Genomic DNA, 25,011 nt, shown 5'->3' with positions numbered 1-25,011 from the left:
AAATCACTTATTATAAAGAGTTCCAGCAATTTTTGTTATTGCTAACTCACTATTTTTAATTGTTGTTTTTAAATAATTTTCAAAGTCTTTATCTCTAAAGGTTATAATCCCATTTCCTAAATAAATACTAATCAAATATTCAAAGCATGCACTTTCCAATTTTTCAATATTATAATCAGTAGAACTTGTAATAATATCAACTGGAATTGGTCTTTGCAATTCAACTAATGATCTACACAACTCTTCAAAATATATTATCTCTGAAGTTATTCTAGTATCTATCTTTTTTATTGATTTTTTGAATATCCCATTCAAGTCTTTTCCATTTGGGTTGAGATATTGCAACACTTCCTCAATAGTATAAGATATCTTAGAAAAAACATAGTATTGAACCTTTGTATTTTTACTGGTAAGTTTTTTTACTTCTTCACATTTAGAACCTGATACATTTTCATAAAACATATCAATGTAATTACGTTGCTCTTCCTTATTAAATCCTTCTAACTTAATCATAGTTGTTCCATAAGGTAATTCAAAATTTTCTAATCGTTCTGTTCTTGATATAACTAAAATTGAAATATTTTATTGTAAAGTAATTTTCAAGAGTTTGTCTGCAAAACAAGTATCTCCTAATACTTATGATACTGAATAACTATTGTCAACCGCATCTAATACTAATAATATAGCTGCTGCTTTATTAATTACTTTTACATAATTAGATGCTTGTTTAAGTATAATAAAAAAATTTCTTAAATAGTCACTTTCATCTAAATTAGTTTTAACAAGAAATGGCGTGTAATAATTTTAATGCTAATTCATTTCTTAACTGTACTATAGCATTTTTGTATGTATGAATATAATCCACCACCAAGACAATCATATAATAATACTAATGAGCCAATTGGCAATTCACTTCTAAATCATACACTACTGTAGCCTTACCTATTCCGCCAGTTGCATGTAAACAAATATATTGATTTCTACTAATAATTATTTCTCTGACAATATCATCACTAATATTTCTCTTAATATGTTTTTGTGGTTTTATTACTTGTGAATTATAAGGAAACAAACCATTTGAAATTGTATTAAAGAAATTTGCCATAGTATTTTTGTCAATTGACACTGTATCATTTTCCTCTGGAGACATTTATTTTTTATAAATTGCATTAGCTTATCATAATTATTTTTCAAATTTAACACTCCCAATCTAACCAAAGAACTAATTACCTCTGATTCATGTATATCTCTTATGTCACTTCCACATTCAATCAAATCAATACATTTTAAAAAATCTACAAATTCTATGGTACTCAACTTTGACTTTTTGTAAAATGACTTTAAATACTCATGATTTTCTTTAGGTAGTGCATGCTTTAAACTGAGATAATTTTTACAATCATTCTTTTCAATTTCTTCATCACAATTATCTATAAGCTTTTTAAAGTTCTCTTCTATAGTTCTATTGATTACTAATTTTAGCCTTAATTTTTCTATATCTTTAGGATACTTTTTTTAAAATCTTTATATATCTGTGCTAGTCATTGAATAATTGAATTAGCTTTTCTTGAATTTGTAGATACTGATAAAGACGAAAGTATCCAAGGTAAATCACCATGTGAAATACTATATTTTAATTGAGAAAAAATCACTCTACTTGCATCTTCATATTTTTTCCTTCAAAATACTCAGCAACATCTATTGATAATAATGACTTTTCATCATCTTCAATACTTGTTCCTTCTACATAGAATGCTTCCAGCTCTGTACCAGGTTCTAACAATTGAAGTGATTTTTTAGCAGACCAAATGAAATGAAAATTATCTCCTTTATTTGACTCCCTTGCTTCTGTTGCTTCCTTCATAGTAAATTAACCTCTCTCATCTCACAATATTTTAATAAATTATTATATTTTTCAAAACTTACTTTATATATCTATAATAAGTTCTAATTTTAATATTCTACAAAATTCTAAGTATTCCTCTTCATTTCCCACAAGTATACCAAAATTCATTTGTATTTCTTCATATTATATAAATATCAATTAAATAGAATGATTTTATTTCTTTTTTTAATAAAGATAAAAGTTTCTTATTTTTTTGTTGTATACTAACTACTTTCCCCCTGATTGTTTACACAAAATAGGTGCTCATTTCTGAACGTCCAGACATAAAAAAAAGATACTGTTTTCACAGTATCTCATAACTTTTAATTTTATTCTATCTTAACCCTCCATATCGATAACCACAGAAACATTAATATATTTTTTCAACTGTTCATTACCAATTTTATCATCTTCATTTTTAAAAACAAAATGGTTCAAGAAATGCCTAAAATTAAAACTTTCTACATAGTTTTTCTTTGTATCAAAACCACATTTTCCACATGCTTATCATTGTCCAAACCTATTCATCAAAACAGTAAGTCTAATTAATCATAATTACCTAAGCTCACTTTCCCATTATATAGTTATAATTTAATCTATCTATAAAGTTAATATCTTTTTCTTCTTCAAAACTCAACGCGGTTATATCTAAATGGTATCTACTGATTTTCTCTAAAAATTCACTTATTTGAATTTCCTTTTCCACTAGATTAGATGAAAAAGTTGAATATAACAGTAAAAGATCAATATCATTCGAAAATTTACTCGGGTTCAAAATAGATCCAAAAATATAAACCTCATCAAATTCATCAAACAACATAATGTTATCTATTATTATATTGATAATAATATTATTATTTGATTTTATTGACATATCTGTAAAAATCCTCAATTGTAAGCAAAGTAACTCCAAATGTATTCGCTAAATCATAGGCCTCTTGTGAAATACAGAACTGCCCATTCCAATTATGTAAATTTACAATTACAGAGTTTGGTTCAGGAGACATTTTGGTCAGAAAGACCTTGCTCAAACAATATTCATAAACAAAAAATATACTTACACCATTTACAATAATTTCTCTTAGCATAATTGGATCTTTATAGATAAAATTAATGTTTCTAGATTTCAGATATTTCAAAGCAAAATTTAAGCTTTCTAATCTAACACCTGTTTTTATAAAACACTTGTTATCAAAATATAATTGTCTTAACCTAGGTGTATCCGTCAAAACTACTTTATCATCATCCTTCAATAAAATGTATGGTTCATCTATTCCTAATAAAATTTCCTCTATTCTATTCTGTTTTTGCATAATTTTTAAAAAACCTTCCAATGACTCAGTAGACGGCATAAGATGTTCTTTTACAGGTACAATCCCAAATATTGAATTAATCTTTTCTGGAAAAAGTACTGCTCTATTTTTTTCTTCGTCCAATCGAGTACATATAAATTCATTAATATGAGTAATGAATTTACGAACCACTTCTAAATTAGAATACCCTTTCTCTGAATGGTTTTGAAATAGGTTCATATTATTTTCAAGTAATAACTTTAATTTTTCATTACTTGATAATGCTTGAGGTTCAAATTTATCCCATAATGCTTTTTTATCTCCTAAAAAATAATTCTCATAAATATACTTGTTTTCATTCAATAAAGGACTAACTACCTTTTTAAGTTCTTCAAAGGAACCATACTTAGTAGAGAAAAAAGACTCTAGTTGCTTTCTTCTATTTTCTTTCCACTTTTTTACGGTTTCTTCACTTAATGAATTAATCTTGTCAAACTTCTTATGGCAATTAGGGCATAAAATAATTAAATTTTCGTACGAATTATCTTCTGTTTCAAAGTAGGGAGCAATATGAGCCTTTTCCATAATATCATTATCTTTTATAAATAAATTTTCTTGGCAATCTGGATTCATACACTTTCCCATTGATTCAGCATATAATCTTCTTTTTACATTTTCATTTATTGACTTTCTATTCATTTTATTTCCCCAAAAAAAGATTAATATATTATATAGAATGCTATTTAATAAAGTCCCTTTTTATTTCAACATTTTAAAATACTTCAAAGCAACCAAAATAGCTTCTTCTTTTTCAACCGAGCACTTCAGAACTTTCTGATTTTCATTTCTTGATATATTGTAATTCTCCCTAACTTCTAAACCATGCTTCCTCTTAACTTGCGCAATATAAAGTGTAGACACCTTAAATCCATACTTTTTAAAAACAGAGTTTTGGATTTGCTCATATGTTGCTTTACTCTATGCATTTGTTAAGTCCATATCATCCATTGGAAATTCCACACTAATATGCTTCTTTGAATCAAGTTTGGAAAGCAACGCTACAGTTTCCACATGTGTAGAATGAGGGAACATATCTACAGGTTGTGCCTCAATACATTTAAATCCATGCATATTTAGATAATTTAAATCCCTTGCTAAAGTAGAAGGATTACAAGAAACATAAACAATTCTCTCAGGATTCATTGAAACAATTGTCTCTAAAACCTTTTCGTCACAACCCTTTCTAGGTGGGTCTACAACTACAACATTAGCAGTCTTACCCTCACTATACATCTTAGGAACAACCTCTTCTGCCTTACCCACATAGAATTCAGCATTATGTATATTGTTTAATCTAGCATTTACCTTAGCATCTTTTATAGCATCTTCTATAATTTCTATTCCATAAACTTTTTTAGCCTTTTGCGCTAAAAATAAAGATATTGTACCTATACCACAATAAATATCAAAAACAGTATCAGTATCCTTTAAATCTGCATATTCAAGAGCTTTATCATATAATACCTTAGTTTGTATAGGATTTACTTGGAAAAATGACAATGGAGAAATCTCAAATACTAAATCTCCTATATAATCATTTATTTTACCATCTCCATACACAACTATATTCTCTTTTCCAAGAATGGCATTTGTATTTTTTTCATTTATATTTACAACTAAAGTCTTAAATCCAGGTATATTTTCCTCTAATACTGAAGCTAATTCTTTAAGATATGGAAGTCTGTTTCCATTAGCAACTAATACAACCATTACTTCTTTAGTTGTAAATCCAATTTTTGTCACCAAATGTCTAATTACTCCAGTCTGAGACTTTTCATCATATATGCTTACCTTATAAGCTCTTATATACGTTTTTATTATCTTAACAATTTTATCATTTAGTTCATGTTGTATTACACATTTTTCTGTCGATATTACATCGTGAGTCTTCTTTTTGTAAAAACCAATAATAGGAACTCCATTGTTCTTTTGTATTGGAAATTGAGCTTTATTTCTATATCTATATGGCTTCTCCATGCCTATAGTATCATGAACTACCACATCATCCAACTTACCTATTCTTGTAAGCACTTGTTTAACTTCATTTGTTTTCATTTCAAGTTGTTTATTATAGTCTAAATCTTGTATTTGGCACCCTCCACAATCCTTAAGATTGTCACTACACACTCTTTTTACTCTAAATGGAGACTTCTCTATTATTTCAACAATGTCTCCTACAGCATAATTTTTCTTGACCTTATTAATTTTAACTTTAACTTTATCTTGTATTAATCCGCCCTCTACAAAAACTGTAATACCATTGTACTTTCCAACGCCTACTCCAGCCTGTCCAATGTCTACTATATCTACAATATACATCTCGTTTTTTGAAAGCATAAATCACCCTCCAATCACTATATTAAATTTAAATTCTTACAAATTCTTTTCTTTAAATATATATTAAAATCTTGCTATTAACTAAACTATATTTTTTACTAAGCTACAATATTTTATTTTACCAAAAAAAAAGGAGCTTATAAAGCCCCTTGACAAAATAAATTTATTATTTTCTTATAAAACTCTAGTTGAACCTCTATATATTACACCTCTTGATGCATCCACTGTTACAACTTCTCCATCTTTTACTAGATTAGTTATATCATTTGCAGACACAATAACTGGTATATCTAAATTTATTCCTACGATAGCTGTATGTGATGTCATTCCACCATTTTCAGTTACTACAGCTCCTGCTTTCTCTATATAATTGTTCATTTCAGCATCAGTAGCTGTAGAAACTAATATATCTCCTTTATTGAAGTCTACACAAGTATCTCCATTTTTTATTATACGAACTTTACCTTCTACTGTTTGATTACCTACACCTATACCTTGAACAATTTCTTCACTTATTACATGAACCTTTATTAAGTTAGTAGTTCCGCTTACTCCTACTGGTACTCCAGCAGTTATAACCACTAGTTCTCCATTATCTATATAATCTGCTTGTCTAGCTGCTTCTATTGCTTTTTCTATAACTTCATCTGTATTTCCTGCAACAGAAGATTTAACTGGATAAACTCCCCATGTAAGAGCTAGTTTATTCATAGTTTTTTCATTATTTGTAGTAGCTATTATTGGAGATTTTGGTCTAAATTTAGACACCATTCTAGCAGTATAACCTGAAGAAGTAGATGTTATTATAGCTGATGCATCTAAATCTACAGCTGTTGTACAAGTAGCATGGCTTATTGCATCTGTTACTGTAACATTATTAGTACCATTTTCCTTTAACAATCTATCATAATCCAAAGTTTCTTCTGTTCTTTTTGCTATTGTAGCCATCATTTTTACAGCTTCTACAGGATATTTCCCAGCAGCAGTTTCTCCAGATAACATTATTGCATCTGTTCCATCATATATAGCATTAGCTACGTCTGTAACTTCTGCTCTTGTTGGTCTTGGATTTCTTATCATAGAATCAAGCATTTGTGTAGCAGTTACAACTGGTTTTGCTAATTCATTGCATTTTTTTATCATCATTTTCTGAACTATTGGCATTTCTTCAGTAGGTATTTCAACACCTAAATCACCTCTAGCTACCATTATACCATCAGAAACTTTTAATATTTCATCTAAGTTTTCTACACCTTCTTGATTTTCTATCTTAGATATAATTTGTATATCAGTTGCATTGTTATTTTCTAAAATTTCTCTTATTGCTAGTACATCAGATGCTTTCCTTACAAATGAGGCAGCTATATAGTCTATACCTTGGCTTATTCCAAATTCTATGTCGCTTATATCTTTAGGAGTTATTGCTGGTAAATTTATTTTTACACCAGGCACATTTACACCTTTATGATTTTTTACTATTCCAGAATTTTCAACGATACATACTATATCTTCGCCATTTATTTCTTTTACTCTTAAACCAACTAAGCCATCATCTATTAGTATAGAATCTCCTACTTTAACATCTTCCGCAAGACCCTTATAACTTACTGTACATATTTCTTTAGTTCCTACAACATCTTTCATAGTTATAGTAAATTTTTGTCCTTCTTCTAAAGATACCTCTGGGTCTGCAAAATTACCTGTTCTAATTTCTGGACCTTTAGTGTCTAATAATATAGCAACTGGTTTATTTAGTTTTTCTCTAACTTTTTTTGCCATATCTATTCTTTCCTTGTGTTCTTCATGTGAACCATGGGAAAAGTTAAATCTGCACACATTTAGACCATTTTGCATAAGTTGAGTTAAAACTTCTTCACTTTGTGATGCTGGCCCTAGTGTACAAACAATTTTTGTTTTCTTTACATTATTTAACATATTTGCTCCTCCTGAAATATTATTTCACAGATTTATTTTAAATACTAAGATTTATATAGATAATATTTTTGCCATTTCATAAGCTTCTTTATCAAAAACCTTCTTTTGAGATAAAGCTTCACTTATTTCTAAGTCAATTATTTTGTTTTCTTTTATTCCGACAACTCTAGCTGACTTTCCATCTAGTAGTAATTCTACAGCTCTTACACCAAGTCTGCTTGCTAGTATTCTATCAAATACAGTTGGGCTTCCTCCTCTTTGAACATGACCTAATACAGTTACTCTTAAATCTGCTCCTGATTCTTTTTTAAGTTCCTTCTCTAAATCGCTAGCACTTCCAACTCCTTCTGCCAACACGATTATACTATGTCTCTTACCTCTTTTTTGAGTAGTCTTTAATCTTAAAGCAACTTCATCTACTTTAACCTCTACTTCTGGTACTATTATAGTTTCAGCTCCTCCTGCAAGACCTGCATATAAGGCTAAATCTCCACAGTGTCTTCCCATAACTTCTACTATATTAACTCTTTCATGAGATGATGATGTATCTCTTATTTTACCTATAGCATCTATAATAGTATTCATTGCAGTGTCAAATCCTATAGTGTAATCTGTATATGCTAAGTCATTATCTATAGTTCCTGGTATACCTATAGCTGGAAATCCTAAGTCACTAAGTTTTTGAGCTCCTGTAAATGAACCGTCTCCTCCAATTACTACTAAGCAGTCAATTTTATACTTTTTAAGAATTTTTACTGCCTTTAATCTACCTTCTTCTGTTTTGAATTCTTCACATCTAGAAGATTTTAATATAGTTCCTCCTCTGTGTATAATATCCCCAACAGAAGATAAGTTCATTTCAGTTAAATCTTCTTCCAACAATCCCTTATATCCTCTATTGATTCCATATACTTTGCATCCATAATATATTGCTGACCTTACAACCGCTCTAATTGCAGCATTCATTCCTGGAGCATCTCCTCCACTTGTTAGTAATCCTATAGTTTTCATTTTTTACCTCCTTGGATTTTATGTCAAATTTTTATTATAATCATTCTTATCACATCTTAATGGACTTTTTTCGTCCCTATATCATTTTTCAATCCCATCAAGACTAAAAAAATTAAATGTCCTTAAATGTCCATTTTGTGATATTATATCACAAAACGGACAATATTTTTCATATTATTATAATATATTTAGATTTTTATCCAAAAAATTAAGCTTTTATCTTTATGTTATCCTTAGGAAGTAATCTTTCTAAATTGTTTATAAATTCATCACATATAAAGGTGGATACTCCTGTCATTTTATATGCTTTGCGCTTACCATTTATATTTTCATCCATAGGATATAAGTATATACTGTCATTGCCTGGATATTGCTTTGCTATTTCTATAATATTGTAAGTTGTATCTGTGTCAGACATACTATCTATTTTTAAATACAGTTTTTTTCCACTTTCTAACTTCACATTTTGTACATTTTTAGTTCTTACTGAATTATATTTTTTAGCTTCAAAGTCAGTATTGTCTTTTATATCTTTTATTTCTCTAGCTATAAGTTTTGCATTTTCGCCTTCTTTTATACTTAATGTTCCTTTTACATAAATTATATTATCTTCGTTTAAAATAACATTATATTTTTGTAATAACTGAGGAAAAACTATTATTTCTATAGCACCATATAAATCTTCTAACTCAATAAATGCCATAATTTCATTTCTTTTTGTGGTTTTTATCGTTTTATTTACAATCATTCCACCCATTATTGCATCAGTTTCATTCATTTGTATATATGACTCTTCATCCTCTTTTAATGAATTTAACTTTCCATTATCTATAGATGTTTTTTCTTGTAATTCTTTTTCAAATTGCGATAAAGGATGCCCACTTACATACATTCCCAGAACTTCTTTTTCAAGATTAAGTTTCTCTCTTTCTTCATATTCTGGTCTTTTAGGTAAATTATATATTTGTTGAAAGTCACTATCTTCTTCACTATCTCCAAAAGCATCAAATAATGAAATTTGACCTTGAACATTTTTCTTTCTGTCCATAGAAACACTTTCTAATAAAGTTTCATAACCAGCCATCAGACTAGCTCTATTTTCACTTATATTATCAAAAGCTCCACATTTTATTAAGCTTTCTATTACTCTTTTATTTGTATCTTTTTGGTCTAATCTCTTAACTAAATCAACTAAGTCTATAAATAATCCCTTAGACTCTCTCTCATCAATTATATTATTTATTATATTTACACCAACATTTTTTACAGCAGCCAGACCAAATCTTATGTTGTCACCTTCAACCGAGAATTTTGAAAAACTTTTATTTATGTCTGGTGGCAACACATCTATATCTAATGCTTTACATTCTCTTATATATTCAACTACCTTATCAGTATTTCCCATAACACTAGTTATTAAAGCTGCCATAAACTCAACAGGATAATATGTTTTTAAATAAGCTGTCTCATATGCTAAAACTCCATATGCAGCTGCATGTGATTTATTAAATGCATAACGAGCAAAATCTATCATGTCATCAAATATTTTATTGGCTATTTCCTCTTCTACACCATTTCTAACACACCCTGCAATTTCTATGTTGCCATCTTCATCAAATTTCCCATGAATAAAATATTGTCTTTCTTCTTCCATTACATCCATTTTTTTCTTACTCATGGCTCTTCTAACCAAGTCACTACGACCATAACTATATCCACCTAAATCTCTAACAACTTGCATAACTTGTTCTTGATATACCAAACATCCATATGTAACTTCCATTATTGGTTTTAATTTCTCATGTAAGTATGTTACATCTTTTGGATTACTTTTATTTTTTATATACGCAGGTATAGAGTCCATTGGACCTGGTCTAAATAGGGATATTCCCGCTACAATATCTTCAAAATTATCTGGTTTCAGTTGTTTCATAAAACTCCTCATACCAGCACTTTCCAACTGAAACACTCCTAAAGTATTTCCAGATGAAAGCATTTCATATACCTTTGGATCATCATAGTCCATCTTTGAAAAATCTATATTTTCAGTGTAATTTTTTATTGTTCTATTCTTTTCTATTAAATCAAGTGCATCTCTTATAACTGTAAGTGTTCTTAATCCAAGAAAGTCCATCTTTAAAAGACCAAGTTCTTCAAGTGTTGTCATAGTAAATTGAGTTGTGATTGCATCTTGATGCTTGTACAGAGGTACATACTCATCTACAGGATTTTTGGATATAACAACTCCTGCTGCATGAGTGGAAGCATGTCTTAACATTCCCTCTATTTGCTTTGATATATTGATTATCTCTTTTGTTTCAGGGTCTTGGTCATATAAATCCTTAAGGTTTGGATTTGTATCTAATGCCTTATCTATAGTCATTCCTAAAGCAAATGGTATTTCTTTAGCTATCTTATCAACCTTATTGTAGCCTATATCTAATACTCTTCCAACATCTCTTATTGCGGCTTTTGCACCCATTGTTCCAAAAGTTATTATTTGTGCAACATGGTCATCACCATATTTTCGCTTTACATAGTCTATAACTTCTTCTCTTCTTTCATAGCAAAAATCTATATCTATATCTGGCATAGATATACGTTCTGGATTTAGAAAACGTTCAAATAGGAGAGAATATTTTATTGGGTCTATATCAGTTATCTTAAGTGTATATGCTACTATTGAACCTGCCGCACTACCTCTACCTGGTCCTACTATAATATTATTTTCTTTAGAGAAATTTATAAAGTCCCAAACTATTAAAAAGTATTCCACATAACCCATTTTTTCAATTACATCTAATTCATAGTTTAATCTATCTAGTATCTCACTATCAGGATTATCATATCTTTCTTTTAATCCATTAAAACACAATTCTCTTAAATAAGTTTCTGGTGTATATCCATCTGGAACATCATATTTAGGAAGATGTATAGTATTAAAATCAAACTCTACATTACACATATCGGCTATTTTTACAGTATTATCAATAGCCTCTAGTGCATATGGGAATAACTCTTCCATTTCTTCTCTTGATTTCAGATAAAACTCATCACTTCCAAATCTCATTCTATTTGGGTCATTTACTGTTTTACCCATTTGAATACACATAAGAACATCATGTATTTTTGAATCTTCTTTATTTACATAGTGAACATCATTAGTAGCAACTAGTGGAATACCAGTCTCTTTTGATAATTTCACTAATCCAGAATTCACTTCTCTCTGTTCTGGTAAATTATGGTCTTGAATTTCTAAAAAGAAATTTTCTTCACCAAATATATCTTTGTAATCAATGGCAAACTTTTTTGCTTTTTCATAATTTCTATTCATCAAAGCACGTGCAACATCTCCTGCAAGACATGCAGAAAGTGCTACAATCCCTTCACAATGCTTTCTAAGTTCTTCCATATCGACTCTAGGCTTATAGTAGAAGCCTTCTACATATGAAGTTGAGACTATTTTTATCAAATTTTTATAGCCTTCCATATTCTTAGCTAACAAAACTAAATGTCCTTGATATTTATCATAATTAGGGTCTTTATCTCTTAATCCACGTGCAGCTGTATAAACTTCACACCCTATAATTGGTTTTATTCCTTCTTTTATAGCTGTTTTATAAAAATCTATAACACCAAACATACAGCCATGGTCAGTAATAGCAATTGAACTCATATTTAATTCTTTAGCTCTTTTTATAAGTTTTTTCACCCTCGAAAATCCATCAAGTAAACTATACTCGGTATGTACATGAAGATGAGCAAAATCTTTTTCCATTAAATCACCTCCTGTTTTATAAATTTAATTTTACCACAAATACATGTCTTAAAACAAAAACAGAGACTTTTATCTCAAAATAGGAATTAACTTCCACCTATAACCCTATATGTTGAAATTAATTCTTATTTTGAGATTGTCCCCTCAAATTTATTATAATGATTTTTTTTTCAAGTCTGTTGCGATTTCTTCTATTTTTCTAAGTCTATGATTGACACCAGATTTTCCTATTGGCGGGTCTAACATCTCTCCAAGCTCCTTGAGAGTCATATCTTCATACTCAATTCTAATCTTGGCTATTTCTTGTAAATTTTCTGGTAAGCTACTAATCCCTATAGTTTCTTGTATTAGTCTAATATTTTCTACTTGTCTTACGGCTGCATTTACTGTTTTAGAAAGGTTAGCTGTCTCGCAATTTACTATTCTGTTTACATTATTTCTCATTTCTTTTACTATTTTAGTATTTTGGAGACTTAAAAGAGCGTGGTGTCCTCCTATAATACTTAATAAATCGGATATTTGTTCACTCTCTTTAAGATAAACAACATAATTATTTTTTCTAGCCACAATTTTACTATTAAAGCCTAAAGAATTTATAAGTTCTTTTAATGAATCTGCAAAATCCTCATTGTTAGTTACAAATTCCATATGATAGTTTTTTTCTGGATCACTTATAGAACCTCCACCAAGAAAAGCTCCTCTTATAAAAGCTCTTTTACATCCCTCATGTTTAACCAAACTTTCTGGAACTCTATTTATAGTAAAAAATCCCTCTTTTTCTTCCAATACACCTAATTTTTTTAATAACATTTCTGAACCCATTTCACTTGTTACCATTAATACATAACTATTATTTCTCTTTAACATTTGATTTTTATTTACAGAAATTGTAGTATTTATGCTGAAATTCTTTTTTAATAACTTAAAGACTTTACGGGCTATTGAGTTTAATTCTGTTGTTATTTTTAAATTTAGTTTTTTATATCCAACAATTTGTATACTTCCCCCTGATTTAACTAGAGCTGACAGTTCAGCTATATTACAACATTCATTCTCAGATACAATTCTCGCTAGTTCATTTTTGGTTTCAGTTGAAAAAGACATATATATCACCCATTAACTAATTTTTCTTTAACCTTTTTTTTATTTCCTGCAAGGCAACCTTTATTATTTCCTTTTCATCATCATACCTAGCTAGGTCTACCACTCTATCTAGATGGATAAATTTAGCATCAATAAAGCCTTCCTCTTTTTGTGGAATAGTATCCATATTTTTTGCTTGCATTAAGTACCAAAAAACTGTTTTATGAACTGCTCTATTTTCATCCCAGTTTTCTTTGAATGTATAGTGTATTTCACCTAAATATTTCAATATATCTGCTTTTACTCCAGTTTCTTCGCTTACTTCACGTAATGCTGCCTCTTGGTTATTTTCCCCTTCTTCTACTTTTCCTTTGGGTAGCACCCAATCTCCATTGAACTTCCTTAGTAAAAGAATCGTATTGCCAAACAGGACTACACCACCAGCACTAACCTCTTCTCTCATCGATGTTCACTCCTTAAAACTAACATAATGATAAGGATTTCTACACTTTTTTTTAAAATCCTTTTTTACTAACTTTTGTTGTAATTATGATTTAGGGCTAACTCAATAACTATGTTAGATATATATTTTGCATCATGTCTTATATAATTATTTTTTATTTCAATCAAATTTTTTTCTACGGTTTTTATACCCATCTCTTTTAACTTATCTTTTTGTTTTTTATCTAGTAAAACCTGTTCTGCTCCATCTTGTTTATATAAATCAAGCATTCCTTCTGGCAATATTTCGTTATTTGCTATCACATAATCTATCAAATTATTGTCAGTATGCTTTATTATCGCATTAATATGTTCTAATACATTATATCCTTCTGTTTCCCCTGGTTGAGTCATTATATTTGATATATACACTTTTGGTGCTAGAGAGGCTTTAATGGCGTCTACAACACCATCTACAAGTAAGTTTGGTATTATACTAGTATATAAACTTCCAGGACCCATAATTATAATATCAGCATCATAAATAGATGCAATAACATCTCCTAATGGTTTAACATCTTTAGGATTTAAAAAAATCTCATCAATAGAACTTTTTTGATTTTTTGATTCTTCAGGTATACTAGATTCGCCATTTACTATTTCACCATTTTTTAATTTGGCAACTAAGTTTACATCTTCTAGTGTTACTGGCAAAACCCTACCTGTTATAGCAAAAATCTCACTTAATTTATACACAGCTTTTTCAAAGTTTCCATATAATCCATTCATAGCAGCTAAAAATAGATTCCCAAAACTTTGACCTTTTAAAAGTCCTTCTGTAAACCTATATTGCATAACTTCATTCATAGTTGGTTCTATATTTGCAAGTGCTAACAGGCAATTTCTTATATCTCCTGGTGGAAGCATTCCTAAGTCTTCTCTTAATACTCCTGAACCTCCACCATCATCAGCAACAGTAACAATCGCAGTTATATTCTGCGTAGAGTGTTTAAGCCCCCTCAGAAACACTGATTGACCAGTTCCTCCACCTATTACTACTACATTAGGGTCTCTATTTTCAATAACAGACCTCTGAAATAACCTTACTTTTTCATTCTTTGCTTTCTTATATATAAATAACGATACAATTAATGCAATCCAACCTAAAATTCCTACAATAATAAGTAATTTAGCCATGTTTGCCTCCATTATCGTAACATAGAGTCTCTGTGTTTTTTTACAACTCTATATCCTTTATTAGATAAATCCTCCGCTATAAGATTTGTTATAGTAACTGACCTATGTCTTCCACCTGTGCATCCAACACCAATTACTAGATGTTGTTTTCCTTCTTCTATATATTGAGGTACTAAGAAATGAATCATATCCAAAAGTTTCACATAAAATTCCTCACTAATTTTAGAATTCATGACATAATCTCTAACTTCTTTATCGTCACCAGTTTTAGATCTCAATTCTTCAACATAATATGGATTAGGAAGAAATCTTACATCAAATACTAAATCTGCATCCGCAAGTATACCATGTTTAAATCCAAAAGATACTACAGATATAGTTAAATTAGGATTATCTTCACCAGAAGAATATATTTTCTTTATTTCTTCTTTAAGGTCTTTTGGTTTCATATTAGTTGTGTCAATTATGCATGTAGAAAATCCCTTTAAAGGCTCCATTATTTTTCTTTCCATTTTTATACCTTCTGGAATTTGCATGTCTTTCGCCAATGGGTGATTTCTTCTTGTCATTTTATATCTCTTTAACAATACATCATCATTACAATCTAAATACACCATTTCATATTTATAATTTTCTTTTTCTAAGTAGTTTAAACTTTCATGAAGAGCTTCAAAAAACTTTCTTCCTCTTATATCTATACCTAGAGCAACTTTATCAATACTTGAATTTGGTTGATAACATAATTCTGCAAATTTAGTTATCAAAGCAGGAGGTAGATTATCTACACAATAAAATCCCATATCCTCTAAAGCTCTCATTGTTTCACTTTTTCCAGACCCTGAAAGACCTGTAACTATAACAAATTTCATTGCTAACTCCTCCTTTTTATCTTCTGTTTATTACACTTTTATCTTTCGATTATTACACTATAATATTTTCTACTAATGATATATCCATATTTGAATCATATACAGCTTTTATAGCTCGTTTAAAATCACCCACTCTTTCTGGGCAATGTGCATCTGACCCTATTATAAATTTATTTCCTATTTCTTTTATTTCGTTTATTTGTTTTACATTTAAAAAAGAATGACTACTATTTATTTCAAGCCTTGTATCTGTCTTTTTTGCTACCTTTGCTATTTCTTCTATATATACATCACCTTTATCACCAGGATGTGTAATTACAAAAATATCATTATTATTCATAGCATTTATTACAGCTTTTGTATTATACTCTTTTGCTTTTTCAGTTTTAAAAATATAGTTATTACAATGATTTAATAAACTTCCAAATGATGTAGGAGTAGAACCAAAATGGTATCCAGCCATGATATAGTCAAGTTCTTTTATAAATTTTTCATCCATGTCTATATTACCTTTATCATCTAATATGTTACACTCCATACCCAAAAGTATATTTATATCACTATATTTATCATTCAAAGAATTTATTTCTTCTCTCATTTTATGAATATCTTTCCTCTTTACACCATATGCAATATGTTTATAACTATGGTCTGATATTCCGATTGTCTTTATCCCTTTAGCAATGGCCACCTTTACATTATCTTCAATAGTTCCCTTACCATGACTATATAATGTATGTGTATGATAATCAGCCAATATTTTCATTTGTTAATCCTCTCCAAGTATTTTGACTTCTTCTTCCAACATAACCCCAAACTTGGCATATACAGCACTTTTTATAACATATATTAAATCTAAAATATCTTTAGCACTTGCTTCTCCTAAATTAATCACAAATCCACAATGCTTCTCAGATACTTGAGCACCTCTTAAAGTAAGTCCTCTTAGTCCAGTTTCTTCTATTAACTTACCTGCAAAATATCCTGTTGGTCTTTTAAATGTACTTCCTGCACTAGCAAAATTTAATGGTTGCTTAGTTGTTCTTCTTGTTGTTAAATCATCCATTAAACTTTTTATTTCATCATAATTTCCTTTTTGTAAATCTATTTCTGCTGATAAAGCTATATACCCATTTTTCGTTATTATACTTTTTCTATACCCAAATTCCATCTGTTCATTTGACAGTTCAAAGATATTTCCTTCCATATCTATTAATCTTACCGATTTTACTATATCTTTCATTTCACCACCATATGCTCCTGCATTCATGGCTAATGCTCCACCCAATGTTCCAGGTATACCTGAGGCAAACTCAAATCCTTTTAATTCTTGTTTTTGAAGAGCTTTACCTAAAACAGATAATAAAGCTCCTGACTGAGCAATTATTTTAGTGCCCTTTATCTCATAAGAATTAAAGTTGTCTGCAAGTTCTATTACTATGCCTCTTATTCCACCATCTTTAATTAGAATATTTGAGCCATTTCCAATTATTAAATATGGAATAGACTCTTTTTTCACTAATTGAAGTACATTTTTTAACTGCTCTTCAGTTCTAGGTCTAACCAATATATCGGCTGGCCCTCCAACTCTAAATGAGATATGTTTTTTCATAGGTTCATCTATTTTTATATCATCTTTGCTTAATATATTTAATAAATTTTCATATATATCTTGATTATTCATTGTATTTCCTCCCAAATTATACTAAACTTCAGTTGTCATTATTATCTAAATTATATTAATATATAGTATTAACTATATTCAATAATATATGATTTTGCTTATCATACAGATTTCATATTTTTAAGTTTTTTAATTCCAAACTATATTCAATAAATATATAATAAAGTAAAAAAAAAAAAATAACAACATATAAAAGAACATAAATAATTTAAAAAAAGCATCAATATCGCTGATATCAATGCTTTAAAAGGCTATTTAATTCGTATTATTTATCTAACTATTTTTCACATAGCAAAGATAATAAATTCCCCCAACTATTATAGAACCTCCAACTACATTTCCAAGCGTTACAAATACCAAATTAGTTATTAATTGAACCATAGTAATATCTGCTCCTAATGCCATTCCCATTGGTATAAAAAACATATTTGCAACACTATGTTGGAATCCACATAACACAAATAACATTATTACTGTCCAACATGAGGCTAACTTAGATACTATGTCTTGAGATGCTGTAGCCATCCATACAGCTAAAACTACTAAAATGTTACAAAGTATTGCTTTTAAAAACATTGAAACTATCGTTGAATTAACTTTAGCTTCTGCTACAGCTATGGCTTTTGTAGCTACATCCCCTGTTAATGTAGAAGAATAATATAAAAGTGCCACTAAAAGTAGTGAACCTACTAGATTTGCAAAATAAACTAATCCCCAGTTTCTTAGCATTTTCCCTAATGTTATTTTTTTATCCATAAGTGGAATAAACATTAAGGTATTTCCAGTGAATAATTCTGCCCCTGCTACCACTACAAGCATAAGACCTACTGGAAAGACCATAGCACTTAAAAAACTAGCTATTCCTGGGTCTATCTTACCAAAAGTCTGACTAATTATTATACTACCCAATGCCCCAAAACCTATAAATGCTCCTCCAAGTAAACCTAATAAAATTGCATTTTGTGTTGAAATATTCGCTTTTTTAATGCCTGCACTTATAGTTGCTTGTGCAGTTTCCCCAGGTGTCAAGAATCCTTTACTCATAAATCCTTCCCCCTTAAAAATTATACTTTTCCTTGTCTTTTTATGGCAATAATTATATAATAACAATATGATATATAATAAATTTTATTAATATAAAAAATATACTATATGTTTATATATACTTGTCTCATATAATTATATTATTTATTATATACCAACTTTGTTAATTTCGAAATAATTTATATTGAATTTGAAAAATTTACCTTTCGAATATTTATTTTACTTTTTTATTGTTGAGGTATTATATATAATAGATATATGTTTGTGTTATTATATATAATTACTTATTTTAATAAATATTTAAAGGAGGAAATTTTATGTTTGATATATCATTTTTCGAAATGTCAATATATGAAATAGCAGTTACTACAATATATATAATTAATTTCATGGTTATACTAAATCTCATTTTTAGAGAAAAGAGAAATATAAATACAACTCTAACATGGCTTCTTATATTAGTATTAATACCAGCTCTTGGATTTATACTTTATATAGCTTTTGGCAGAAATATTTCAAAAAACAATATGTTTAGATTAAAAGAAAAGGATGATAAGATAATCAAAAGCAATATACTAGATACTCAAGTTAAATTACAATCTACATCTGAAATTAATTCAGAGATACATCAACATAAGGATATGATTTATGCATTAGCTAATTCAAATAATGCTCATTATACCAATAATAACGATGTGTGGATTTACGCTGAGTCTAGTCAATTTTTTAACACTCTTCTTGAAGAACTTAAGAAAGCAAAGAAATATATAAACATACAGTTTTACATTTTCAAAGATGACAAAATCGGAACTGAAATAATTGACATTCTAGTAGATAAAGCCAAAGAAGGTGTAGAAGTAAGACTTTTATTTGACGCCGTTGGTGGTAGAACACTAAAAAATAGTACACTTTCTAGATTAAAAGAAAGTGGTGTTAAAGTTGGAAGTTTCTTTCCATCATTCTTAAAAATTGTAAACTTTAACTTAAACTACAGAAACCACCGAAAAATAGTTGTCATTGATGGAAAAGTAGGATTTGTAGGTGGATACAATGTTGGAGACGAATATCTAGGTAGAAATCCAAAATTTGGTCTATGGAGAGATACACATACTAAACTTACTGGTGATTGTGTAATTGACCTAAATATGAGGTTTATCCTTGATTGGAGATATACAACTAAAGAAGATTTAGATTTAGAAAAGTACTTCGTAGAAAGTGAAACACCTTCTGATTGTCCTTCTGAAAATATTGGGATTCAGATAGTATCAAGTGGTCCAGATATATTAGAACTTGATGAAATTAAATATGGTTACCTTAAAATGATTCAGAAAGCTAGAAAGTATATATACATACAGAGTCCTTATTTAATACTTGACTCAACATTTATAGATACTTTAAAAATAGCTTGTTTATCTGGTGTTGATGTAAGAATTATGATTCCTTCTAAACCTGACCATCCTTTTGTATACTGGGCATCATATTCATATGCTGGAGAACTTTTAAAATTTGGAGCTAAAATCTACACTTATGGTGAAAATGCATTTTTACATGCTAAGACAATAGTTATAGATGACTCTATATGTTCTATAGGAACAGCTAATATGGATATAAGAAGCTTTGAGCTTAATTTTGAAGTAAATGCATTTATGTACTCTTCAAAAAAAGCACTAGAGCAAAGAGTTATATTTGAAAATGATATTTTAGATTCAAAAGAAATAACATTAGATGTATATAATTCTAGGTCTACTTATATAAAAATCAAGGAATCAATTTCTAGACTATTATCATCAGTTTTATAAATCTTTTATTTTATAAAAATTTTACCTTTTGGTTTATTTTTTAAAGTTTTTTATATATATTATTTTTTTTTTATTGGATTCAGTCCATTTTTTTTATTTTTTTTAACTATTCTGAATTATTTTATATTATAATAGACTAGTATAGTTTTTTTTTAATAGGTAACTTTTTTGCATTGTTTTTATGAATAAAGAAATTGTTGTATATTATTCTTTCTTTATTGTTTTGGTTTTGTTCACCAACATAATATTGGTGTCAACTCATGGTTAATTATTTTATGAAAAATAATAACTTTAAAAAGAAAAGGGGGATTTGTTATGTGCGATTTTATTTCACACAACAAGCAGTTATTTGACGAATTAGATATATTTATTGACTCTCTTGCAACAAAGGAAGGTGCTTTGATACAAGTTCTACATGAAGCTCAAGGTATATTTGGATATCTTCCAAAAGAAGTACAACTTCATGTTGCTAAAAGACTTGGAGTAGCTCCTGCAAAGGTATATGGGGTTGTTACATTCTATTCTTATTTCACTACAGAACCTGTAGGTAAGTATAAAATAAGTGTCTGTCTAGGTACTGTATGTTTTGTAAAAGGTGCTGATAAGATATTAAGTGCTTTTGAAAAACAGCTTGGTATAAAAGTTGGAGAAACTACTAGTGATTTTAAATTTTCTTTAGAAGGTTTAAGATGTTTGGGGGCATGTGGTTTAGCTCCAGTTGTTACTGTAAATGGTAAAGTTTATGGTAAAGTAAAACCAGATCAAGTAAGCGAAATATTGGATACTTATAGAGAATTAGAATTGAATTGTTAAGAGGGGTGAATAAATAATGCGTAAAGTAAATTCATTTGATGAATTAAAAGTTTTAGCTGATGAGCTAAAACCTAGTCTTAGCCTAAGAAAAAATTATTCTAAGGAAAATGTATTAAGAAGAGAATTACTTGTTTGTTGTGATACTGGATGTACATCTTCAAACAGTATGGAAATAGTTAGTGAGTTAGAAAATGAAATAAAAAAATCAGGAATACAAGACAAGGTTGATGTTCGTTTAACAGGTTGTTTTGGTTTCTGTGCTCAAGGTCCTATCGTAAAAGTTTATCCTGATAACGTTTTCTATGTGAAAGTTGAACCATCTGATGCTGAAAAGATAGTTCAAAATCACTTAATTAGAAATACAGTTGTTGAGGAATTATTATATGAAGAAGAATCTTTAAATAAAAAAGTAGAAGCACAAGAAGAAATGTCTTTCTACAAAAAACAATTACGTATAGCTCTAAAGAATTGTGGGCTTATAGACCCAGATAGTTTAGAGGATTATATTGCTAATGATGGTTATTTAGCTCTAGGTAAATGTTTAACGACTCTTACTCCTCAAGAAGTTATTGCAGAAGTAAAGACTTCTGGTCTTCGTGGTAGAGGAGGAGCTGGATTCCCTACAGGTTCTAAATGGGAAGCTGCTTCAAAGAATCCTGCTGGCCCAACTGATAAAAAATTCGTTGTCTGTAATGCTGATGAAGGAGACCCTGGTGCATTCATGGATAGATCTGTACTTGAAGGAGACCCTCATAGTGTACTAGAAGCTATGGCAATATGTGGATATGCTATAGGTTCTGATACAGGGTACATATATATAAGAGCTGAATATCCAAAATCTATAGAAAGACTAAAAGTAGCTATAGCTCAAGCTGAAGCACATGGCTTACTTGGTGAAAATATTTTAGGTACTGGATTTAACTTCAAATTAGAATTAAAATACGGTGCAGGAGCTTTCGTTTGTGGTGAAGGTACAGCTTTAATGCATTCAATTGAAGGTAGACGTGGTGAACCTAGAATGAAGACTTATAGTTCTTCTAAAAGTGGATTATGGAAATCTCCTACTTGCTTAAACAATGTTGAAACTTTTGCTAATATTCCAGCAATCATACTTAATGGTGGAGATTGGTTTGCTAACTTAGGTACTGATGATTCTAGTGGTACTAAAGTTTTTGCTCTTGGTGGAAAAGTAGAAAATGTAGGTCTTGTTGAAGTTGCAATGGGTACTACTTTAAGAGATATTGTATTTGAAATTGGTGGAGGAATTCCTGAAGGCAAAAACTTCAAGGCAGTTCAAACAGGTGGACCGTCTGGTGGATGTATACCAACTGAACATTTAGATATACCTATAGATTTTGGTTCATTAAGCTCTATAGGCTCAATGATGGGTTCTGGTGGTATGCTTGTTCTTGATGAATCTGACTGTATGGTAGATATAGCCAAATTCTTCCTTGAGTTTACTGTTGAAGAATCTTGTGGTAAATGTACACCTTGTCGTATAGGTACTACGAGATTATTAGAAATATTAACTAAAATTACAGAAGGTAATGGTACTCTACAAGATTTAGACGACCTAGAAAACCTTGCTGAAACTATACAAACTGCTTCATTATGTGGTCTTGGTAAAGCTGCTCCAAACCCTGTTTTAAGTACTCTTCAATATTTCAAAGATGAGTATATAGCACATGTTGTAGATAAGAAATGTCCTGCTGGCAAATGTCAAAACTTACTTTCTTACTTCATAACAGATGCTTGTAAGGGTTGTACAAAATGTTCTAGAGTGTGTCCTGCTGGTTGTATAACAGGTTCTGTTAAAGAACAACATACAATAGATACTTCTAAGTGTCTAAAATGTGGTGCTTGTATAGATAATTGTACATTTAATGCTATAATCAAGAAATAACTTATTTGGAGGAGGAATAACAATGAGTTTAGTTAATTTAACTATCAATGGCAAACATGTTTCAGCACCTAGTGGAACTTCTATCTTAGATGCTGCAAAACTAATAAATATAAAAATACATAACCTTTGTCATTTACATATGAATGAGATAGATAAGCTTGATACTTGTGCTTCTTGTCGTGTTTGTATGGTTGAGACAGAGAGAGGTTTAGTTCCAGCTTGTGGAACAGTTATAAAGGAAGGTATGAGAGTTCAAACTAATAGTGCTAAAGCATTAAATGCTCGTAGAACTATTGTTGAGTTACTATTATCAGACCATCCACAAGATTGCTTTATATGTGAAAAAAATGGAGACTGTGAATTACAAACTATAGCTGCTGATTTAGGAGTAAGAAAGATAAGATATCAAGGTTCTAAGTCTTTTGCAGGTAAAGATACCTCTACTAAATCTTTAGTTAAAGACCATTCTAAATGTATATTATGCAGAAGATGTGAAACTGTATGTAATGATATCCAAACAGTTGGAGCATTATCTGGAGTTAATCGTGGATTTAATACTTTAGTTAGTACATTTTTTAATGCTGATATGGTTGAAACAGAGTGTACATTCTGTGGCCAATGTATTTCTGTCTGTCCAACTGGAGCGTTAACAGAAGTAGATAATGTTCCTAAACTATGGGATGTTTTAAATAAAAAAGAAAAAACTATAGTAGTGCAAGTTGCCCCTGCTGTAAGAGTTGCTATTGGTGAAGAGTTTGGATTAGAACCAGGTTCAATATCTACAGGAAAAATGGTTGCTGCTTTAAAAGCACTTGGGTTTGAGCATGTATTCGATACAAACTTTGGTGCAGACTTCACTATAATGGAAGAAGCTACTGAATTTATAGAAAGAATTCAAAAAGGTGAAAATCTACCTATATTAACAAGCTGTTGCCCTGCATGGGTAAACTTCTTAGAACACAATTATCCAGACCAATTAAATCTAGCATCTAGCTGTAAATCTCCTCAAGGTATGTTTGGTTCTATAGCTAAGAATTACTATGCACCTAAAATACTAGGAATTAATCCAGATGACCTTTATGTTGTATCTGTAATGCCTTGTGTAGCTAAGAAGTATGAAGCTTCAAGAGAAGAATTAAGTGAATCTGGAATATTAGATGTTGACCTTTCTATAACTACTAGAGAGCTAGCTAAGATGATAAAAGAAGCTGCTATTGATTTACCTAATCTTCAAGACCAGGATTTTGATAATCCATTAGGAAAATCTACTGGTGCTGCGTCTATATTTGGAGCAAGTGGTGGAGTTTTAGAAGCTGCTCTACGTACTTCATATGAAAAGATAACTAACAAAACTTTAGATAATGTAAACTTTACTAATGTTAGAGGGCTTAAGGGAATCAGAGAAGCAAGTATAGATGTTGATGGAACTACAGTCAATGTATGTATTGTAAATACACTTAAAAATGCTAGAAAAATGATGGATAAAGTTAGAAGTGGAGAATGTAAATACCATATCATAGAAGTTATGGCATGCCCTGGTGGATGTGTTGGAGGAGCTGGTCAACCTTACCATCATGGTAATACTGATATAATTGATAGACGTGCTAATGCATTGTATGAGATAGATAGAAATAAGGCTATTCGTAAGTCTCATGAAAATCCTGACTTACAAGCTATTTATAAAGACTTCTTTGGAGATCCAAATAGCGATGTAGCTCATAAATACCTTCATACTCATTACTTTGATAAGAGTTGTATTTATGAAGAATGTCCAAAAGAATGTGCTTGTGAAGAAGCTAAATAAATTTTAACAAATTGAAAACTAAAATATTCTCAAATAAAAGGATTGTATAAAGTGCTTTTAAGTACTTTATACAATC

The 25,011-nt window shown here is 29.7% G+C and carries 20 protein-coding genes; 4 read left to right on the top strand and 16 right to left on the bottom strand.

What is annotated here, in order from left to right; all coding sequences use genetic code 11:
* Positions 1 to 3: 3 nt before the first annotated feature.
* From IC213_RS17440 to IC213_RS17365, 16 genes are all read right to left on the bottom strand, one after another.
* Positions 4 to 513, bottom strand: a complete 510-nt coding sequence (locus IC213_RS17440; protein ID WP_227824525.1) for a hypothetical protein — start codon at positions 511 to 513, stop codon at positions 4 to 6.
* 376 nt (positions 514 to 889) lie between these two features.
* Complete coding sequence (locus tag IC213_RS17435; RefSeq protein ID WP_227824526.1) at positions 890 to 1,126, bottom strand: hypothetical protein; 237 nt, start codon at positions 1,124 to 1,126, stop codon at positions 890 to 892.
* Positions 1,127 to 1,648: 522 nt separating this feature from the next.
* Entirely contained in the window at positions 1,649 to 1,864 is a 216-nt protein-coding gene (locus IC213_RS17430) for a hypothetical protein (protein WP_227824527.1), read from the bottom strand.
* A gap of 586 nt (positions 1,865 to 2,450) precedes the next feature.
* Positions 2,451 to 2,660: a hypothetical protein gene (locus IC213_RS17425; RefSeq protein ID WP_227863310.1), complete on the bottom strand. Its 210-nt coding sequence runs from the start codon at positions 2,658 to 2,660 to the stop codon at positions 2,451 to 2,453.
* Positions 2,661 to 2,739: 79 nt separating this feature from the next.
* Complete coding sequence (locus tag IC213_RS17420; RefSeq protein WP_227863309.1) at positions 2,740 to 3,876, bottom strand: HNH endonuclease signature motif containing protein; 1,137 nt, start codon at positions 3,874 to 3,876, stop codon at positions 2,740 to 2,742.
* A 279-nt stretch (positions 3,877 to 4,155) separates the two neighbouring features.
* The gene (rlmD, locus tag IC213_RS17415) at positions 4,156 to 5,574 is read right to left on the bottom strand and encodes a 23S rRNA (uracil(1939)-C(5))-methyltransferase RlmD (RefSeq protein WP_227863308.1); all 1,419 of its coding nucleotides are present in this window, start codon (positions 5,572 to 5,574) and stop codon (positions 4,156 to 4,158) included.
* Positions 5,575 to 5,748: 174 nt separating this feature from the next.
* Complete coding sequence (gene pyk / locus IC213_RS17410; RefSeq protein ID WP_227481808.1) at positions 5,749 to 7,509, bottom strand: pyruvate kinase; 1,761 nt, start codon at positions 7,507 to 7,509, stop codon at positions 5,749 to 5,751.
* 51 nt (positions 7,510 to 7,560) lie between these two features.
* The gene (gene pfkA, locus IC213_RS17405) at positions 7,561 to 8,520 is read right to left on the bottom strand and encodes a 6-phosphofructokinase (protein WP_227435605.1); all 960 of its coding nucleotides are present in this window, start codon (positions 8,518 to 8,520) and stop codon (positions 7,561 to 7,563) included.
* Positions 8,521 to 8,728: 208 nt separating this feature from the next.
* The gene (locus IC213_RS17400; protein ID WP_227435603.1) at positions 8,729 to 12,298 is read right to left on the bottom strand and encodes a DNA polymerase III subunit alpha; all 3,570 of its coding nucleotides are present in this window, start codon (positions 12,296 to 12,298) and stop codon (positions 8,729 to 8,731) included.
* A 153-nt stretch (positions 12,299 to 12,451) separates the two neighbouring features.
* Entirely contained in the window at positions 12,452 to 13,402 is a 951-nt protein-coding gene (whiA, locus tag IC213_RS17395; protein ID WP_227435601.1) for a DNA-binding protein WhiA, read from the bottom strand.
* A gap of 16 nt (positions 13,403 to 13,418) precedes the next feature.
* Positions 13,419 to 13,844 carry an NUDIX hydrolase gene (locus tag IC213_RS17390; protein ID WP_003416968.1) on the bottom strand — a complete coding sequence of 142 codons (426 nt, stop codon included), beginning with the start codon at positions 13,842 to 13,844 and terminating at the stop codon, positions 13,419 to 13,421.
* A 68-nt stretch (positions 13,845 to 13,912) separates the two neighbouring features.
* Positions 13,913 to 15,019 (bottom strand): gluconeogenesis factor YvcK family protein, encoded by a 1,107-nt coding sequence (locus tag IC213_RS17385; RefSeq protein WP_227435600.1) that lies wholly within the window; start codon positions 15,017 to 15,019, stop codon positions 13,913 to 13,915.
* 11 nt (positions 15,020 to 15,030) lie between these two features.
* The gene (gene rapZ, locus IC213_RS17380) at positions 15,031 to 15,888 is read right to left on the bottom strand and encodes an RNase adapter RapZ (protein WP_227863307.1); all 858 of its coding nucleotides are present in this window, start codon (positions 15,886 to 15,888) and stop codon (positions 15,031 to 15,033) included.
* Positions 15,889 to 15,940: 52 nt separating this feature from the next.
* Positions 15,941 to 16,654 (bottom strand): PHP domain-containing protein, encoded by a 714-nt coding sequence (locus tag IC213_RS17375; RefSeq protein ID WP_227435589.1) that lies wholly within the window; start codon positions 16,652 to 16,654, stop codon positions 15,941 to 15,943.
* Positions 16,655 to 16,657: 3 nt separating this feature from the next.
* The gene (murB, locus tag IC213_RS17370) at positions 16,658 to 17,572 is read right to left on the bottom strand and encodes a UDP-N-acetylmuramate dehydrogenase (RefSeq protein ID WP_227435587.1); all 915 of its coding nucleotides are present in this window, start codon (positions 17,570 to 17,572) and stop codon (positions 16,658 to 16,660) included.
* A 273-nt stretch (positions 17,573 to 17,845) separates the two neighbouring features.
* Complete coding sequence (locus tag IC213_RS17365) at positions 17,846 to 18,616, bottom strand: formate/nitrite transporter family protein (protein ID WP_227435585.1); 771 nt, start codon at positions 18,614 to 18,616, stop codon at positions 17,846 to 17,848.
* Between the two features lie 317 nt (positions 18,617 to 18,933).
* Between IC213_RS17365 and cls the strand changes: the two genes are divergently transcribed.
* The 4 genes from cls (at position 18,934) to IC213_RS17345 (ending at position 24,935) form a co-directional block, all read left to right on the top strand.
* Positions 18,934 to 20,415, top strand: coding sequence for a cardiolipin synthase (gene cls, locus IC213_RS17360; protein WP_227435582.1), 1,482 nt, complete (start codon positions 18,934 to 18,936; stop codon positions 20,413 to 20,415).
* A gap of 315 nt (positions 20,416 to 20,730) precedes the next feature.
* A complete protein-coding gene (locus IC213_RS17355; protein WP_227435580.1) occupies positions 20,731 to 21,228 on the top strand; it encodes a complex I 24 kDa subunit family protein in 498 nt (165 codons plus the stop codon).
* A gap of 16 nt (positions 21,229 to 21,244) precedes the next feature.
* Positions 21,245 to 23,131: an NADH-quinone oxidoreductase subunit NuoF gene (locus IC213_RS17350; protein WP_227831765.1), complete on the top strand. Its 1,887-nt coding sequence runs from the start codon at positions 21,245 to 21,247 to the stop codon at positions 23,129 to 23,131.
* A gap of 22 nt (positions 23,132 to 23,153) precedes the next feature.
* Entirely contained in the window at positions 23,154 to 24,935 is a 1,782-nt protein-coding gene (locus tag IC213_RS17345; RefSeq protein ID WP_227435576.1) for an NADH-dependent [FeFe] hydrogenase, group A6, read from the top strand.
* Positions 24,936 to 25,011: the final 76 nt, after the last annotated feature.

The organism is Clostridioides sp. ES-S-0049-02 (genome assembly GCF_020658465.1).
Taxonomy (GTDB): Bacteria; Bacillota; Clostridia; order Peptostreptococcales; family Peptostreptococcaceae; genus Clostridioides.
This window is presented reverse-complemented; position numbering and strand designations above follow the sequence as displayed.